At 71.4% G+C, this 15,591-nt stretch carries 17 protein-coding genes; 5 read left to right on the forward strand and 12 right to left on the reverse strand.

All coding sequences use genetic code 11. From position 1 onward, the window contains the following. Window positions 1–7: 7 nt before the first annotated feature. Together I5071_RS22730 and I5071_RS22735 are read right to left on the reverse strand one after the other, a co-directional pair. Window positions 8–1,171 carry a fatty acid desaturase family protein gene (locus tag I5071_RS22730; RefSeq protein WP_236514543.1) on the reverse strand — a complete coding sequence of 388 codons (1,164 nt, stop codon included), beginning with the start codon at window positions 1,169–1,171 and terminating at the stop codon, window positions 8–10. A gap of 116 nt (window positions 1,172–1,287) precedes the next feature. Next, entirely contained in the window at window positions 1,288–1,770 is a 483-nt protein-coding gene (locus tag I5071_RS22735; RefSeq protein WP_236514545.1) for an RNA polymerase sigma factor, read from the reverse strand. Window positions 1,771–1,843: 73 nt separating this feature from the next. On the opposite strand from I5071_RS22735, the gene I5071_RS22740 reads away from it, so the two are divergent. Then, on the forward strand, window positions 1,844–2,176 hold the full coding sequence (locus I5071_RS22740) for a thioredoxin family protein (RefSeq protein ID WP_236514546.1): 333 nt from the start codon (window positions 1,844–1,846) through the stop codon (window positions 2,174–2,176). Between the two features lie 106 nt (window positions 2,177–2,282). Here I5071_RS22740 and I5071_RS22745 read toward each other — a convergent pair whose 3' ends face one another. The 3 genes from I5071_RS22745 to rimO form a co-directional block, all read right to left on the reverse strand. Beyond that, window positions 2,283–3,098 (reverse strand): hypothetical protein, encoded by an 816-nt coding sequence (locus I5071_RS22745; RefSeq protein WP_236514548.1) that lies wholly within the window; start codon window positions 3,096–3,098, stop codon window positions 2,283–2,285. Between the two features lie 11 nt (window positions 3,099–3,109). Then, window positions 3,110–3,415 carry a YfhL family 4Fe-4S dicluster ferredoxin gene (locus I5071_RS22750; protein ID WP_236514550.1) on the reverse strand — a complete coding sequence of 102 codons (306 nt, stop codon included), beginning with the start codon at window positions 3,413–3,415 and terminating at the stop codon, window positions 3,110–3,112. Window positions 3,416–3,519: 104 nt separating this feature from the next. Further along, window positions 3,520–4,938, reverse strand: a complete 1,419-nt coding sequence (gene rimO / locus I5071_RS22755) for a 30S ribosomal protein S12 methylthiotransferase RimO (protein WP_329611064.1) — start codon at window positions 4,936–4,938, stop codon at window positions 3,520–3,522. A 59-nt stretch (window positions 4,939–4,997) separates the two neighbouring features. Between rimO and I5071_RS22760 the strand changes: the two genes are divergently transcribed. Next, entirely contained in the window at window positions 4,998–6,722 is a 1,725-nt protein-coding gene (locus tag I5071_RS22760) for a M28 family peptidase (protein WP_236514562.1), read from the forward strand. Here I5071_RS22760 and I5071_RS22765 read toward each other — a convergent pair whose 3' ends face one another. After that, a complete protein-coding gene (locus tag I5071_RS22765; RefSeq protein WP_236514563.1) occupies window positions 6,723–7,490 on the reverse strand; it encodes a ubiquinone biosynthesis protein COQ4 in 768 nt (255 codons plus the stop codon). It lies immediately after the preceding gene. Between the two features lie 59 nt (window positions 7,491–7,549). Here I5071_RS22765 and I5071_RS22770 point away from each other — a divergent pair, with 59 nt between their 5' ends. After that, window positions 7,550–8,194, forward strand: a complete 645-nt coding sequence (locus tag I5071_RS22770) for a TetR/AcrR family transcriptional regulator (protein ID WP_236514564.1) — start codon at window positions 7,550–7,552, stop codon at window positions 8,192–8,194. 31 nt (window positions 8,195–8,225) lie between these two features. On the opposite strand, the gene I5071_RS22775 is transcribed toward I5071_RS22770, so the two are convergent. The 4 genes from I5071_RS22775 to I5071_RS22790 all read right to left on the reverse strand — a co-directional run bounded on the left by I5071_RS22775 (window position 8,226) and on the right by I5071_RS22790 (window position 12,486). Beyond that, window positions 8,226–10,484: a purple acid phosphatase family protein gene (locus tag I5071_RS22775; protein WP_236514565.1), complete on the reverse strand. Its 2,259-nt coding sequence runs from the start codon at window positions 10,482–10,484 to the stop codon at window positions 8,226–8,228. Next, window positions 10,481–11,374: a tetratricopeptide repeat protein gene (locus tag I5071_RS22780; protein ID WP_236514566.1), complete on the reverse strand. Its 894-nt coding sequence runs from the start codon at window positions 11,372–11,374 to the stop codon at window positions 10,481–10,483. The genes I5071_RS22775 and I5071_RS22780 overlap by 4 nt, the downstream gene beginning before the upstream one ends. Window positions 11,375–11,563: 189 nt before the next feature. After that, the gene (locus tag I5071_RS22785) at window positions 11,564–12,163 is read right to left on the reverse strand and encodes a DUF697 domain-containing protein (RefSeq protein WP_236514567.1); all 600 of its coding nucleotides are present in this window, start codon (window positions 12,161–12,163) and stop codon (window positions 11,564–11,566) included. After that, the gene (locus I5071_RS22790) at window positions 12,160–12,486 is read right to left on the reverse strand and encodes a YiaA/YiaB family inner membrane protein (protein ID WP_236514568.1); all 327 of its coding nucleotides are present in this window, start codon (window positions 12,484–12,486) and stop codon (window positions 12,160–12,162) included. Before I5071_RS22790 ends, I5071_RS22785 begins: the two co-directional genes overlap by 4 nt. Before the next feature lie 149 nt (window positions 12,487–12,635). Between I5071_RS22790 and I5071_RS22795 the strand changes: the two genes are divergently transcribed. Then, window positions 12,636–14,117: a sigma 54-interacting transcriptional regulator gene (locus I5071_RS22795; RefSeq protein WP_236514569.1), complete on the forward strand. Its 1,482-nt coding sequence runs from the start codon at window positions 12,636–12,638 to the stop codon at window positions 14,115–14,117. 4 nt (window positions 14,118–14,121) lie between these two features. On the opposite strand, the gene I5071_RS22800 is transcribed toward I5071_RS22795, so the two are convergent. Then, complete coding sequence (locus I5071_RS22800) at window positions 14,122–14,697, reverse strand: PhnA domain-containing protein (RefSeq protein ID WP_236514570.1); 576 nt, start codon at window positions 14,695–14,697, stop codon at window positions 14,122–14,124. Between the two features lie 22 nt (window positions 14,698–14,719). Then, window positions 14,720–15,073 (reverse strand): hypothetical protein, encoded by a 354-nt coding sequence (locus I5071_RS22805; protein ID WP_236514571.1) that lies wholly within the window; start codon window positions 15,071–15,073, stop codon window positions 14,720–14,722. 46 nt (window positions 15,074–15,119) lie between these two features. On the opposite strand from I5071_RS22805, the gene I5071_RS22810 reads away from it, so the two are divergent. After that, on the forward strand, window positions 15,120–15,482 hold the full coding sequence (locus tag I5071_RS22810) for a hypothetical protein (protein ID WP_236514573.1): 363 nt from the start codon (window positions 15,120–15,122) through the stop codon (window positions 15,480–15,482). The last annotated feature ends 109 nt before the right edge of the window (window positions 15,483–15,591 follow it).

The raw sequence follows: 15,591 nt of genomic DNA on the forward strand, positions 1-15,591 counted from the left end.
AGAGCCGTCATGCCATCGCCGCCAGCGCGGCCCGCGCGCCACCGATCGCGCCGTGATCCCGCGAGAGCGTGTCGATCCACCGCAGCGCGTCCTTCAACACCTGCGGCCACGATCCGGTGCGGTACTCGACGCCGTACTTCGCGCAGAGCGCGCGGACCTCGGGCGCGATGGCGCGCAGGCGCTGCGGCGCGAGCTTCGGGAAGAGATGGTGCTCGATCTGACGATCGAGCCCGCCGCACAGCACCGACACGACCCAGGGCACCTCGAAGTCGTTGCTCGCCTCGATCTGCATCGCGTACCACTCGCCGCGGCTCTTGCTCTTCGTGCCGGGGTCGTAGCTCTTCGTGCGCTCGCCGACGTGACCACAGAAGATCGTCGCGGCCGAGTACACGTCGCGCATCGTGTCGCTGAGCCAGTTGCCGAGCAGCACCTTCCAGAAGAAGGGCCCGGCGAGCAGCGGAAAGAGCACGTACTCGTACGCGTAGTAGGGCACGTACTTCCGCAGCGCGCGCTTCCACGCGAGGCGACGGCTCTCGGGCGATCGATCGGGGATGAAGTCGAGCTGCTTCTCGCCGCCGGGCAGCCCGTTGTCCCAGTGCAGATCGTTGAGCCCGGTGAAGTGCAGGTTCATGAGGAACCCGAAGTTCGGGAAGAGCACCGCGAGCGCGAAGAGCAGCTGGAAGCGATGCTCCGCGCGGTGCGGCGTCTGCTCGGTGAGGCGCACCGGGCCGAAGTGGATGTCGGCGTCCTTGCCCGCGACGTTGGTCGCGCCGTGGTGCCGGACGTTGTGCCCGTAGCGCCACGACTCCTCGTCGATCGGCACGAGCCACCACCACTTCTTGCTGTCGAACTTGCCGTTGCCCTCGATGCGATCGTAGGCGCCGTGCAGCACGGTGTGGCCGATCTCGGTCGCCTGCAGCTGCTTGTGGATCCACAGCGCGATGACGCCGGCGCTCCACGTGATCGGCTCGGGGCTCACGTGGATGAGCACGCGGCCGAGGACCTCCATCGTGCGCGAGAAGCGATTCATGCGGCGCACGTAGGCGAGGTCCTCCTCGCCGATCTCCGCTTCGACGCGGGCTTTGATCGCGTCGAGCTCGTCGCCGAAGCGACGCAGCCGCTCGGCATCGGGAAGTGAACGCGGGTCCGTCTCGAGGTGTGCGAGCTCCATGACCAGTCCTCCTGTGGGCGTGTTGCCCATCAACTGCACCAGTCATGACCGTTACAGTTCGAGCTGTCAAGATCACAGTGCACGCTGTCACGGTCGTGAGGACAGCCGCGACGCGCTCAACGACTCATGCACTCGCGCAGCGAGCGCTTCGCGCGATGCACCAGCACGTCGACGTGGCCGCGCGCGAGGCCGAGCTCGCTCGCGACGTCTTCGCCCGATCGCTCTTCGAGCAAGCGCAGCAGCACCACCTCGCGCTGCGGTCCGCGCAGCGCCGCGACGCAGCTGCGCAATCGCGCGACGTCCTCGGCGCGCGAGACGAGCGACTCCGCGTCGGCGCACGGTGCCGCGAGCTCGTCGGCGATCGGATCGTGGATGCGCAGTCGATGGTGGCGGCGCCGCACGTTCCGCGCGGCGTTGCGCACCATCACGCAGATCGCGGCGAGCGCGTGATCGTGCGGCGGATGCGGCAGCGACAAGAACGTGCAGAGCGCGTCCTGCACGCATTCGAGCGCCTCTTCGGGGCCGAGCCCTTCGCGCCGCGCGATCGCGACGAGCGCGCGTCGATGGGTGCGCACGAGGCTGTCGATCACCGGGTCCATGCGCTCGAGAAGGTCTCGACGAGCGACGATCTTACAGGCGTAAGAATCGCGGCGCCCGCGACCTCTCCCCCGCATGACCAGACATCTGATCTCGGTGGACGATCTCGGCTTCGACGTCGACGTGCTCGCGAGCGACCTCCCGGTGCTCGTCGAAGCGACCTCGCGCTGGTGCGGTCCCTGCCGCGCGCAGCACGTGATCCTGGAGCGCCTCGCGGCGCAGCTCGCGGGGCGTGTGCGCGTGGTGCTGCTCGACATCGAGCAGGCGCCGGTGACCACGGTGCGCCTCGGCATCCGCGGCACGCCGACGCTGATGCTCTTCGCAGGCGGTCGCGAGATCGCGCGTCAGAGCGGGCTGACGCCCGAGACCATCGTGCGACGTATGATCGAGCCCGCGCTCGCGGCGTGACAGCCGTCTACGACCACGTCGCCGTTCACGTCCACGACCACGTCGCCGTTCACGACGACGGCGACGTCGACGGCGACGTGAACGTGGTCGTGGGCGGTCGTACCGTTCAGAGCCGCAGCCTGATCGCGAAGCCGGGGGTGAGAGCGACGCCGTGTCGCTCGACGTCGTCCTCACCGAGCCCACCGCGCCAATACTCGTAGTCCGCGGCGAGCTCGATCAGCACGTGCACGCGTCGCAGGCCGAGCCCGAGGCCGAGCACGAGACCCCCGCGGAACGCGGTGAGCGCGCCCGACGTGCGCATCTCCGCGGGACCGAACGATCCATCGGCGTGCTCGAACCCGACGCGCGCGCCGAGCCATCCCTCGAACACACCGCCCGCTTCGATGCCGATCGCGATCGGCGCGAGCGCACCGACGCGCCAGCCCTCGGTCGTACGCGTCGTCGCGCTCACCGGATCGGGCACGTCGGCGCGCGCGTATCCGCCGTACGGCATCACGCCGCCGATCAGCCGCATGAACGGCGAGAGGCGCAGCTCGCCGATCGTCTCGAGGCGCACCACCGAGCCCGAGACGAAGAGCCCGAGATCCCAGTCGTCGGCGACGCCCCAGCGGCCCCACGCGCTCTCGGCGATCCCGCCGCTCTCCGCGTAGTGCAGCACCTGCTCGCCCGCGGTCGGTGCCTCGGGCGGCTGCAGATCACCGAGTGGGATCCGCGCCGCGGCGCCGACGCCGAGATCCACGCGATCGCGCGGCGTGGTGCGCCCGCCGAGCATCATCGGCTGCGGCGCAGTGCATCCCGAGAGGACGGTGCATCCCGAGATCACCAGTGCCGCGAAGACGAACGCGCCGGCGCCCGCACGAAGCTGCGAACGCCGGCACGAGGGGCCGCGTGGATCCTGCGTCTCGGGCGGGCGCAGCCCCACGCTCGCTCCGACTACTTGCGGAAGCGCGAGGGGTAGTCGTTCGCGCTCGCGCGCGACTTGAGCTGCTCGTCCTCGGGGTGCAGCCGCACCGCGCGATCGATCAGCGCGTCCTCGCTCTCGGGACGATTCGGATCGGGAAGACAACACTCGACCGGGCAGACCGCCTGACACGCCTCGTGATCGTAGAAGCCCACGCACTCCGTGCAGAGGTCCGGGTCGATCACGTAGATGTCCGTGCCCTCGCTGATCGCTTGGTTCGGGCACTCGGGCTCGCAGGCCCCGCAGTTGATGCAGTCGCTCGTGATGTGGGTTGCCATCGAAAGCTGGCTCCTCCGCTTCCCAGGGGCGGCGCGCGGCGGCGAGTATGGAGCCCGCCTCCCGGGTCGTCAAAGACGAAATTGCCGCAGATTCCTTTGTGGAATCAAGCGATCGTGCGCAGCTGGATGCGCGGCTTGCGCGGCGCGCGGCGCGGCCCGTCCGGGGGCTCGGGCAGCTCCCCGTGCTCGTCCGCGAGATCCGCGACGAGATCGTGATCGGCGGCCGCGGTGACGAGCGCCTTGCGCAGCTCGCCCACCTTCGCGGTGCCGTTCGCGAGGTGCACCTCGCCGTCGATCTCGGGGGCCTGGCCCCACCAGCGGCCGCGCAGCAGGAACTCGCTCTCCTCGCTGCCGCCCTCGACCAGGACCTCGACCTCCTGGCCGATCATCGCCTTCACCTTGCGGCGCGAGATCGGGCGCTGCAGCGCGACGAGCTTGCGCGCGCGCGCGTTGCTCACCTTCGCGGGCACGTCGTCCTCCATCGCGTGGCTGCGCGTGTCCTCCTCGGGCGAGTAGCGGAACACGCCGACGCGATCGAATTCGGCCCACGACACGAAGTCGCAGAGCTCCGCGAAGTCCGCGTCGGTCTCGCCGGGATGACCGACGATGAACGCGGTGCGCATCACGAGGTTCGGCACGTTCTTGCGCAGCGTCTCGACGACCTTGCGCTGGCGATCGAGCCCGTGCCCGCGGCGCATGATCTTCAGCATGCGATCCGACGCGTGCTGCAGCGGCATGTCGACGTAGGGCAGCACCTTGGGGTGGCTCGCGATCAGGTCGACGAGGTGCGGCTTGAGCGTCTCGGGGTACAGGTAGAAGAGCCGCACCCACTTCGCGCCCGGCAGGTCCGCGACGCGCTGCACGAGCGCGGCGAGCTCGGTGCCGTCCTTGAGGTCACGCCCGTAGCTGATCGTGTCCTGCGAGATGAGGTTGAGCTCGGTCGCGCCGCGATCGATCAGCATCTCGCACTCGCGCACGACGTCGTCGATCGGCCGGCTGCGCTGCTTGCCGCGGAACGTGGGGATCGCGCAGAACGAGCAGCTGCGGTTGCAGCCCTCGGCGATCTTCACGTAGACCGAGTGCGCGCCGAGCGAGGGCAGGCGCGGATCGGTCGCACGGATCGTGTGATCGGCGGGGTTCCCGACGAGCATGCGCGGCGCGCGGTTGGGCGCCTTCAGCACGTCGCCGAGCTTCAGCATGTCGGAGCTGCCGAGGAAGTGATCGACCTCGGGCATCTCGCTGGCGAGCTGCTCGGGATAGCGCTGCGAGAGACAGCCGGCGACGACCAGCGTCTTGCACGAGCCGCTCTCCTTCAGCTGCGACATGCCGAGGATCGTGTCGATCGACTCTTCCTTGGCGGGCCCGATGAAGCCGCAGGTGTTGACGACGATGACGTCGGCGTCGGTCGCGTCGTCGACGTGGCGATACCCCTCGAGGCCGCTGACGCCGAGCATGACCTCGGTGTCGACGCGGTTCTTCGGGCATCCCAGCGAGACGAAGTGGATGGTGCGATCGGCCGCCATGAAGACCGCGAAACCTGGGAGAGCCCTGGTTTTCCGTCAAGTGGTAGGCTCCCGGGCACATGCGGCGCTCGGTGCGTGATCTCGCGTCGGTCTTCCTTCTTCTTCTCGCGATCGGATGTGGTGGCGCACAGGGCGCGCGTGAGGTCGTCCCCGCGTTCCCACCGCCCACGCCGCGGCTGACCGCGAACGCGCGCGCGGTGCACGCGCGCTTCGATCCCGAGCGCGCGCTCGCGACCGTCGCGTACGTCGATCGCTTCTTCCGGGTGCGCGGCAACGAGGGCTACCAGAGCTCGCTGCGCCACGTGCAGACCACGCTCGCGTCGCAAGGGTTCGATCTCGCGGCGATGCGCCTCGTGCAGCTCGGCGAGGAGCGCGCGACGTGGACGCCACAGCGCGCGCGGCTCGCGTTGATCGGCGAGGGCGGGAGCGAGACCGAGCTCGTCGCGTTCGCGAACGAGAGCGAGACCGACCGTGCGGCGCTGCTGGTGGGCAGCGACGCGATCGCGCCGGTCGAGCTCGAGGTGGTGCGCGTCGAGGCGGTGCGCGCGGGGACGAGCGCGCGCGGTCGTCTCGTGCTCGCGGAGGGCGAGCCGCGCCCGCTGTTTCGCGAGCTCGCGTCGAGGGGCGCGGTCGGCGTGCTGGTGAAGAACCTCGCGCCCTATCACCGCGGCGACGATGCGGCGCACTTCGGATATCTGCCGGCGCACGAGGGGCAGCTCGGGATCGGCTTCTCGCTCTCGGAGAACGACTGGCGCGCGCTCCGCGCGGCGACCGAGCGCGGCATCGCGCGGGTGCGCGTGGAGATCGCGGTGCGCACCGGTCGATCCCAGGCGACTGCGCTCGAAGCGCGCATCGAGGGCACCGAGCCCGAGGCCGGGGCCATCGTGTTCGTCGCGCACGTCGACGAGCCGGGCGCGAACGACAACGCGAGCGGCGTGGGCGCGCTCGCCGAGCTCGCCGTGGCGCTGCGCCGCGCGATCGAAGAAGGCGCGGTGCGTCCTCCGAGGCGCACGCTGGTGTTCCTGTGGGGCCAGGAGATCGAGGTCGCGCGCGAGTGGCTCGAGCGCGACGTGATGCCCGTCGGCGCGGGGCTCGTGCTCGACATGGTCGGTCAGGATCCGAACGTCGTCGGCGCACCGTTCTTGATCGAGCGCATGCCCGATCCCGGCGCGGTGTGGCTGCGCGCGCCCGACGAGCACAGCGAGTGGGGACAGAGCGAGGTCGATCCCGCGCGGCTGCGCGGGCACTTCTTGAACGACTGGCTGCGCGCGTCGATCGCGAGCGTGCAGGGCGTCGAGGGCGTCGCGTTCCCGTCGCGCGCCCATCCCTTCGAAGGCGGCAGCGATCACGTCGCGTTCCTCGAGCGCGGCCTGCCCGCGGTGCTCGCGTGGCACTTCACCGACGACGCGTACCACACGACGCGCGATCGCCTCGATCGCGTGAGCGGCGCGGAGATGCGTCGCGTCGCGGCGGTGCTCGGCGGCGCGGCGCTCTCGATGGCGTCGGGCGAGCGCGCGGATCGCGAGGAGATGATCGCGGTGGTGCGCGCGGCCGGGCTCGAGCGGCTCGCGTGGGCGGAGCACGCCGCGCGCGAGGAGATCGCATCGGGCGGTGCGCTCACGACCGAGCGCGAGGTCGTGCGTCAGTGGGGCGACTGGTACGACGGCGCGGTGCGATCGATCGAGGCGTGGGACGGCGAGGACGACGCGCTGCGCGCCGAGATCACCGCGGCACGCGAGGCGATCGCGGCGCGCACGCGAGAGGCCGAGGCGACGCTGCGCTGATCAGGCCGCGAGCGGGCGCTCGGTGCGCTCCCAGCGCGCGAGGCTGCCGGGCTCGATGTCGCGGGTGCGCAGCGGCTCGTACGGCGGCGGCGGCGCGATGCGGAGGCGCGCGCGGACCTCGGAGAGCGGCAGCGCGAGCATCGTCTCCCAGGGCTGCTCGGGCAGCCACGCCGCGGTGCGGCCGCGGTGATAGCCGCCGACGATCAGCTCGCGCGCCGCGAGGGCCGCGGCCTTGAGCCAGCCCATCGCGGCGATGAAGCCGACGCCCGGCGTGCCGGTCTGCGCGAACGAGAACGCGAGGAGCGAGGCCTCGCCCAGCAGATCGCCGTGATAGCCGGTGACGACGTGCCAGAGGTCGTGGGTGTCGCGCAGGCGATCGCCGACGTAGAAGAGCTCGGCCTCGTCGCCGCTCGCCGGCGCGGTGTCGGTGGAGCCTTCGATGCTCGCGGAGACGAGGCCGTCCGCGGTGATGCCCTCGGCGTCGAGGAACGCCAAGTAGGCGCGGCCGAGGCTGCCCTCGGGCATCGCGGCGAGCGCGGCGCGATCGCGCAACGAGACCAGCAGATCGGGGCGCTCGCGGAGGATGCGACGGCCGTCGGCGCTGCGGCGCATGCGATCGCGGGTGCGCTCGAGCTCGCGGAACGAGAGCGCCTCGATGATCGTGAAGACGTGCCGCGTGTCGTCGGGGTCGCGCAGCAGACGCCACATCGCTGGCGCGGCATCCCAGGGCCGCAGCGGCTTCTTGTGTGCGCTCGACGTGTCGTGCATCGTGGTGCTCCTCTCGCTGTCGACAGGATTGTTGATAGCTACCGACAGGATTGTCAACAGTGACGAGCAGGGCGACCAAGAAGCGGACGAAGAAGGCGGAGAGCGTCGCGCCGCCGCGGGTGCGTCGCTCGGCGGAGGACGCCCGGCGCGCGATCCTCGATGCGGCCGAGGTGCGCCTCGCGGAGCGCGGGCCCGACTCGATCCGTCTCCAGGACGTCGCGCGCGCGGTCGGGATGTCGCACTCGACGGTGCTGCATCACTTCGGCAGCCGCGAGGCGCTGCTCGAGGCGGTCGTGCGCCGCGCGATGGAGCGCCTCACCGACGACATGCTCACGTCGTTCGCGGCGGGCGAGGACGCGCGCGATCCCGCGGCGATGCTCGAGCGCGTGTTCGCGGCGTTCGGCGGCGGTCAGGCGCGCATGCTGAGCTGGCTGCGGCTCACCGGGATCGACGTGAACGTCGACGAGCGCTACCTGCTCGACGTCGCGCGCGCCGCGCACGGGCTGCGCCCCGAGGGCACCGACGGGAAGAAGCCGCCCTTCGAGGACACGCTCTTCACGATGATGCTCGCGAGCCTCGCGGCGTACGCCGATGGCATCGCGGGCGAGCCGACGCGAAGGAGCGCGGGGCTGGGTGACGATCCGGCGGCGGCCAAGCGCTTCCGCACCTGGCTCGCCCACCTGCTCTCCACCCACCTCGGCTGACGAGCTCGATCGTGCACGTGCACGTCGACGATCACCGCCGCCGTCGCACCACGAAGGCGAGCATCGCGATCACGCCGGCCCACGTCGCGGCGCGCCCATCACCGCGACCGGCCGCACGACACCCGCACCCACTCGACGTCGGCTCGACCTCGGTCGCGCCATCGACGCCGTTCGATCCATCCACACGCACGATCGCGCCGTCGATCGCGCCCGCGTCCTCACCCGGCGCGACGCCGCCGTCCATCTCGGGCTCGATCTCCACGCGCAGCCCGAGCTCGAGCTCGAGATCGAACGAGAGGTCGCTCGAGGTCGCGTTCGACTGCTTCACGACCGCCGCGATCCAGTTCTCGCCCACGACGAACGGATTGCCCGCGGCGAGATCGAGCGTCGAGTCGAGCGTCGCCTCGTCGCCCGCGCCGCTGGTCGCCCACGCCTCGTGCGCGAGATCGTCGACCAGCGCCGACGCGACCTGCGTGCCGTTCACGAAGATCGCGATGCCGTCGTCGTAGGTCGCGCGCACCCGCGCGAAGTCCACCTCGCTCCCGAGCTCGATGCGGCGACGGAAGTACACGGTCGGGATGTTCGGCGTCGCGTCGCGCAGCTCCGTCGCTTCGTCACCGTCGCCGTAGCCGAGCTCGCCGCGACCTTCGGGCCACGTGCCGCCCGCGCCGGTCTGCCATCCATCGGCGTGCGCGGTGTCGTCGTCGGAGTACTGCCACACGTCGCCGAACGCGATCACGGTGTCGCGCGCCGACGCGGCGAGCACGAAGTCCTCGCTCTCGTCGACGTTCGTCGGGACGTCGCTCTCGCGGATGCGCACCCGCACGTGCTCGCTCTCGCGGCGCGGCGTGGTCCAGTCGTGCATGCCGTCGTTCTCGGTGCGCTCGGCGAGCGTCGTCCACGTCGCGCCGCCGTCGAGCGAGGCCTCGATCGTCACCGCTCCGACCTCACCCACGCTCGCCCACGCGATCGGCACCACGCCGCCCGCGAGGTAGCGCTCGCCGCCGCTCGGCCGCGCGAGGAAGAGCCCGTCGCGCTTCATCAGCGTGACGTGATCGGTCTCCGCGCCGTCGCCGCGGATGTTGCGCAGCGTGAGCTGCTCTCCGTCGACGTCGATGATGCAGCTGCCGTGCTCGGTCTCGCTGAAGAACATCACGGGATGCGCCGCGTCTCCGCCGACGCTCGCACCGCCGTGGCCCGCGACCACGTAGAGCGTGCCCTCGGTGCCGCTGCGATAGGGGCCGTCGCCGTCGAGCTGGCCGTCGCCGGTGTCGACGAGATGGCCGCCCGCGGTGGTCGGCGTGTCGAACGCGCCGCGCACCAGATAGCTGCGCTCGTAGATGTGCGAGTGTCCACCGAGCACGAGATCGACGCCGTGCGCCTCGAGGATCGGCAGCGCGTTCTGGCGCATGTCGATGTGCTGGCGCTCGGTGTCCGAGTCGTGCGTTCCGTCGGTGTACGGAGGGTGATGGAAGTACGCGATCACCCACGTCGCGTCGGTCGCCGCGAGGTCCTCGTCGAGCCAGCGCAGCATCGCGCCCGTGGTGCCGCGCGGGCTCTCGTGCGAGTCGAGCACGACGAAGTGAACGTTGGCCCAGTCGAACGCGTAGTAGGCCTCGGTGCCGCTCGGCAGACCGCCCGCGCTGCCGTCGGTCGGCAGCGTGTACGCGTCGTAATAAGGGCCGCTCTGCGTCGCGGAGTCGGAGCTCGATCCCTCGTGGTTGCCCATCGTCGGCCAGCACGGCGTCTGGCGCAGGATGTCCGAGTACATCGCGAAGAAGCGCGAGTCGAACTCGCCCGTCGTGCCCGAGTTGTAGGCCATGTCCCCCATGTGCAGGAACAGGTCGGGACGACGACCGCTCGTCGCGCCGAGCATCGCGTCGCGCACCGCGCGCTGGTTGCCGTCGCCGGTGCCCGAGTCGCCGACCACCCACATGCGGAACGGGCGCGCGGTGCCGCGGCGGGGCGCGGTGCGGAACGTGTCGCGCGCGTCGCCGGCGCTCGCGGGCGGGCACGTGCTCTGCGCGGTCGCGTAGTAGTACTGCGTGTCGGGCGTCAGGCCGGTGATGCGCACCGTGTGATCGGTCGCCGAGCCGCTGCCCGCGCGATTCGTGAGCGCGCTCGGCGACGTGCCCCAGCACACCGTCGAGGTCTGCGCGCTCGTGCTGCGCCACCGAACGACGATCGACGTCTCGGTCGGGCTCTGCAGGTACGGCGCGCGCTGCGCGTGCGCGGTGGACACGATCCCCAGCGTGATCGCGATCGCGAGGATCGAAGCGCGTGGGCTCATCGCGCACCTCCGTCGATCGCCCGGCGCGCGCGGAGCTCGAGATCGATCGCGTCGCCGAGCCGCGGTGCGAGCGAGCGAGCGCGGGTCGCCGCGGCGAGCGCGTCGTCCGCACGTCCGAGCGCGAGCAGCGCCTCGCCGCGCTCCACGTGGAGCGCGGCCGTGGGCCGTCTCACCAGGCGTCGCTCGATCTCGGTGAGCGCCTCGTCGCGTGCCGCGCGCGCCTCGCGCTGACGAGCGAGCGCGTCGAGCGCACGTGCCCGCAGCAGCAGCCATCGTGCGCGCGCCGGCGCCCGCGCGAGGCCCTCGTCGACGTGCACGAGCGCGCGGTCGGCGCGACCGATGCGAAGATCGAGCTCGATGCTCTCGACCCGCAGCACCGCGGCGTCGGTCACGCGCAGGCCCTCGTCGTAGCCGCGCGCCGCGTCCTCGATGCGCCCGAGCTGCTCGAGCAGACGGCCGCGCTCGAGGTAGAGCTCGACCTCCTCGCGCAGCGCGAGCGCCGCGTCGTAGTCGGCGACCGCATCGTCGAGGCGCTCCATGCGCACCAGGATCCGCGCGCGCAGCGCGAGCAGCTCGGGGCCCGGCCCGGGCGCGCGCTCGACGTACGCGTCGAGCTCGGCGAGCGCCTCCTCGTGGCGCCCCATCGCGTGCAGCACGACCGCGCGCTGTGCGTGCACGCGTGGCTCGTCGGGCGCGAGCGCCGCGGCGACGCGAAGGTCCGCGAGCGCGCCCTCCGGGTTCCCCTCGCGGCGGTAGAGCTCGCTGCGCTCGATGAGCGCGGCGACGTCGCTCGGGTGCGATCGCAGGTACGCGCTGAGCGCTCGCACGTCGTCGCGCACCGGTGGATCGGCGAGCGCGATCGTGGACGACAGACAGCTCAGCGCGCACACGATCGCGAGGAGGGTTCTCGACAGGAGTGCTCGGCCACGGCGAGCGCGCACGGAAGCGCGCGGAGCGCGCGGACGGGAGCGCTCGCCGTGGACGAGCCGATGAACTCGCTGGGTGTTCGGCACGGCCGATCACCCTACTCCGGTGCGCGTGACGGGGGAACGGCAGCCACGTTTCATTCGTCGCGCAGATCACAGATCGCGGAGGAGCTCCTCCTTCTTCCGCTGGAACTCCGCCTCGTCGATCAGCCCTGCGGCGCGCGCGTCGACGAGCTGGCGCAGCTTGTCGCGCAGGCTCGCGCTCGTGCTCTCGCCGCGCTCCTTCTCCGCCTTCTTCTCGCGGTAGCAGCGCTCGAAGAGCTCGCGCATCCCCTCGGGTCCGACGCCGCGGCCGGTGCGGAAGTAGTGATCGGCGACCTCGCCGATCGACCACGTCGTCGCGTACGCCATCGGCACCGCGACCGCCCAGCCCACGAACGGCACGAGCCGCACCGCGCTCAGCACCGCGGCGCGCGCGAGCAGGCTCGCGCCGAGCGAGCTCAGCATCTCGAGCACCGCCTTCGCGTCGAGGCGGTAGCCGTGGATCGCGCCGATCGCGCGCACCATGCCGACGTGGATCGGCGCGAGGATCGCGAGGTCGACCAGCGGGATCGGCTGCACCGCGAGCGCGGCCGACGCGACGCTCGCGACGGTGATCACGTCGCGCACCGCGGCGCGCTCGTCCTCGTCGGTCGCGCCCTCCCACTCACCGGCGAGGACGCGATCGAAGGTGCTCGACGCGCCCCCGCTCACGACGCACCTCGCGCGACGCCGTGGCCCTGGTTGCTCGTCTGCGCGCGCCCGTCGCTCAGCTCGTACTCGCGCAGGATGCGCTCCGCCTTCGCCTCGCTGATGCGGCTGAGGAAGCGCTGCGCCTCGTGCTCGTCGCGGATCGTCTTGCTCAGCGTGAACGAGGAGCCGGTGGTGAAGAGCACGCCCATCGCGAGATAGCCCTTCATCCACGGATCGATCGGCAGGTACGCGATGCCGATCAGCGTCGTGCCGAACGCGAGCACGAACGAGGCCCAGACCTGGAAGCGCCAAGCAGCGGTGTCGCGGGGAACGTCGTGGGTCATCTCTCGAGGTCTCCTTCCCTCGAGCCGAGCCCTCAGCAGCCGACGTGCCGCGCACGGAATGCACGACGAACTCGCAACCATCACAATTCCATGACGATCCGCGCGTACATCCATTGCACCCATGCGTACATCCCGTGTACACGGCCCGGATGGCACGTCCTCTCGAACGGCTCGCCGCGCGCGACCGGGACTTCCTCGCGAGCGTCGCCGCCGCCATCGCGGCGAACCCCTTCGGCGAGGAGCGCCTCGAGATCGATCGCACCGTGGTCGGCGCGGACGCGGGCGTACCGCGCGCCGAAGTGCTCGGCCGCATGCTCGCGAAGCTCGATGCCCGGCTCGAAGGAATCGCGCGCGGACGACCGCTCGATCTGCGTCGCTTCGCCGGCGAGGATCGCGACCTCGTCGAGGCGGGGCTGCTCTTCGCGGTGTTCCATCGCATCGCCGATGCGCTCGACGAGCGCATCCGGCGCGAGGTCGCGGGCGAGCGCGGCACGGTCGGCTTCGCGCGCGAGGCGCTCTCCGAGCTCGCGTCGCGCGGCATCGACGAGCCGCAGGCGCTGCACTACCTCGCGATCTTCTGGCAGATGCGGCGCGCGTTCTTCTTCGTCGAGACGTCGCTGCCCGGCACGAGCCCCTCGATGTGGCGGCTGCGCCAGTCGCTGTGGAACGACCTGTTCACCGCCGATCTCCGCCTCTACGCGCGCTTGTTGTGGCGACGCATGGAGGACTTCTCCACGTTCCTCGCGGGCGAGACCGGCACCGGCAAGGGCACCGCGGCCGCGGCGATCGGGCGCTCGGGGTTCATCCCCTACGACGCCAAGCGCGAGCGCTTCGCGTCGTCGTTCGTCGATGCGTTCCTCGCGATCAACCTCGCGGAGTTCCCCGAGACGTTGGTCGAGAGCGAGCTCTTCGGGCACGAGAAGGGCGCGTTCACCGGCGCGGTCGCGGAGCACGCGGGCGTGTTCGCGCGCGCGAAGGCGCACGGCGCGATCTTCCTCGACGAGATCGGCGAGGTCTCGCAGGCGGTGCAGGTGAAGCTGCTCCACGTGCTGCAGGAGCGGACGTTCCGACCGGTGGGCTCGCACGCGCCGCGTCGCTTCGAGGGCCGGGTGATCGCGGCGACCAACCGCACGATCGCGACGCTGCGACGCGAGGGCACGTTCCGCGACGACCTCTGGTACCGCCTCTCCGCCGACGTGATCGAGATGCCCACGCTGCGGCAGCGCCTCGACGAAGATCCCGGCGAGCTCGACGTGCTCATCGCGGCGATCCTCGAGCAGATGCTCGGCGAGCAGCCGCGTGATCTGATCGCGCTGGTGCGCGAGGCGATCGCGCGCGACGTGGGCGAGTCGTATCGCTGGCCGGGCAACGTTCGCGAGCTCGCGCAGTGCGTGCGGCGCGTGCTGCTCACGCGGCGCTACGTGCCCGAGCTCGCGCAGAGCGCGGTCGCGGAGGACGCCGAGGACGCCCTGCTCGCGGCATCGGGAGGAGGCGCGTGGAAGGCCGAGGAGCTGATCGCGCGCTACTGCGCGGCGCTCTACGCGCGGCTCGGTACCTACGAGGCGGTCGCCGAGCGCGTCGGGCTCGATCGACGCACCGTGAAGCGCCACGTCCTCGCGGCGCAGCGCTGAACGATCACGCCTTCTTCAGGAACTGCGTCTTCAGGACGATGGCGACGCCGTTGACCTTGCCCTCGACGTGCGCGGGGTCGTCGGTCAGGCGGATGTTCTTCACGAGCGTGCCGCGCTTCGCGACGAACCCGGCGCCCTTCACGTCGAGATCCTTGATCAGCGTGACCGAGTCGCCGGTCGCGAGGGGCGCGCCGTGGCTGTCGAGCGTCGGTGCGTCGACGTCGGGCTCGGCCTCGGCGGGCACGTCGTCGGCCCACGCCTGAACCTCGTCGGGCACCCAGATCTGCGCGCGGAGCTCGGCTGCCCACGACGCGTCCCCGAGGCGCGCGAGCAGCCGCAGACCGACGACCTGCACCACGGGCACCTCGCTCCAGATCGACTCCTTCAAGCAGAACCAGTGCGTCGGATCGAGCGCGGCATCGCCCGCGAGCTGCGCCGCGCACGTGCCGCACACCAGCACGCTCGTGTCGGGCGCGGCGCTCCGCGGAGGCACGACGTACACGCGCAGCGCCTCGGTCGCGCCACACAGCTCGCAGCGCCCGCCGGCTCGCGCTCCGAGCGCTCGATCCAGATCCGTCATGCGGCGCCTTCTAGCACGCGCATCACGCGCGCCGCCGATCGAGGCGCGGCCCGAGCGCGAGCACGACGATCGCGAGCACCACCAGGGCCGCACCGATCAGCTCGCCGCGATCGGGCGTCGCACCGCCGAGCAGCCACGCGAGCAGCGCCGTCGCGAGCACGCCTGCGAGGATGCTCGACGCGCGGTTCACCGGGACGCTGAACGTGTTCTCTCGCGCATCGAGCAGCACGAGCGCGCCGAAGATCCCGGTCGCCTGGGAGCAGAGGCCGATCACCACGATCCAGCCGATCGCGCTGGTGCGCGGCAGATCGAGGAGTCCGTGCGCGAGCGTCGCGCCGACCACGCCGCAATCGAGGAGCGCGACCACGACGATCACGGCGAGCGATCGGCGTCGCCACGAGCTGCTCCTCGACGAAGAAGCGATGGCTCGCGTCGGGCTCGCCCTTCGCGAGCCGGCTCATCAGGCGCAGTCGCACGAAGTACGCGCCGAGGTAGATCGCGACGTCGAGCAGCGCGAGGGGCGCGATGCGCGCGTCGAGCGCGCCGAGGAGCGCGTCGCCGAGCGCCAGCGCGCTGAGCCCGAGCCCGATCCACGAGTACCAGCGCACGCGACGCCGGCTGACGAGATCGACGATCGGCGCGATCACCAGCACGCCGCCGCGCATCATCAACATCATCGCGACGATGCTGGTGCCCTCGAACGTGTAGGCGAGCGTCGTCGTCAGCACGATCGCGGCGGTGCACACGCCCGAGAGCAACGTCGCGCGGCGCGGCACCGGGATTGACGCGCCCAGGACGTGCGCGCGCGGCGCGAGCTGCCAGAGGCCGCTCGCGCCGAGGAACAACAGCATCCCGATCGCGGAGACCGCGGTCGAGATCGGGAGCAACGCGAGC

Source organism: Sandaracinus amylolyticus (assembly GCF_021631985.1).
Lineage (GTDB): Bacteria > Myxococcota_A > Polyangia > Polyangiales > Sandaracinaceae > Sandaracinus > Sandaracinus amylolyticus_A.

Bases quoted from the DNA above. Each gene is read 5' to 3' on its own strand.
- I5071_RS22790 (WP_236514568.1), bottom strand. From the start codon at position 12,486: ATGACCCACGACGTTCCCCGCGACACCGCTGCTTGGCGCTTCCAGGTC.
- I5071_RS22735 (WP_236514545.1), bottom strand. From the start codon at position 1,770: ATGGACCCGGTGATCGACAGCCTCGTGCGCACCCATCGACGCGCGCTC.
- rimO (WP_329611064.1), bottom strand. From the start codon at position 4,938: ATGGCGGCCGATCGCACCATCCACTTCGTCTCGCTGGGATGCCCGAAG.
- I5071_RS22760 (WP_236514562.1), top strand. From the start codon at position 4,998: ATGCGGCGCTCGGTGCGTGATCTCGCGTCGGTCTTCCTTCTTCTTCTC.
- I5071_RS22750 (WP_236514550.1), bottom strand. From the start codon at position 3,415: ATGGCAACCCACATCACGAGCGACTGCATCAACTGCGGGGCCTGCGAG.
- I5071_RS22765 (WP_236514563.1), bottom strand. From the start codon at position 7,490: ATGCACGACACGTCGAGCGCACACAAGAAGCCGCTGCGGCCCTGGGAT.
- I5071_RS22800 (WP_236514570.1), bottom strand. From the start codon at position 14,697: ATGACGGATCTGGATCGAGCGCTCGGAGCGCGAGCCGGCGGGCGCTGC.
- I5071_RS22775 (WP_236514565.1), bottom strand. From the start codon at position 10,484: ATGAGCCCACGCGCTTCGATCCTCGCGATCGCGATCACGCTGGGGATC.
- I5071_RS22730 (WP_236514543.1), bottom strand. From the start codon at position 1,171: ATGGAGCTCGCACACCTCGAGACGGACCCGCGTTCACTTCCCGATGCC.
- I5071_RS22810 (WP_236514573.1), top strand. From the start codon at position 15,120: ATGGCTCGCGTCGGGCTCGCCCTTCGCGAGCCGGCTCATCAGGCGCAG.
- I5071_RS22740 (WP_236514546.1), top strand. From the start codon at position 1,844: ATGACCAGACATCTGATCTCGGTGGACGATCTCGGCTTCGACGTCGAC.
- I5071_RS22795 (WP_236514569.1), top strand. From the start codon at position 12,636: ATGGCACGTCCTCTCGAACGGCTCGCCGCGCGCGACCGGGACTTCCTC.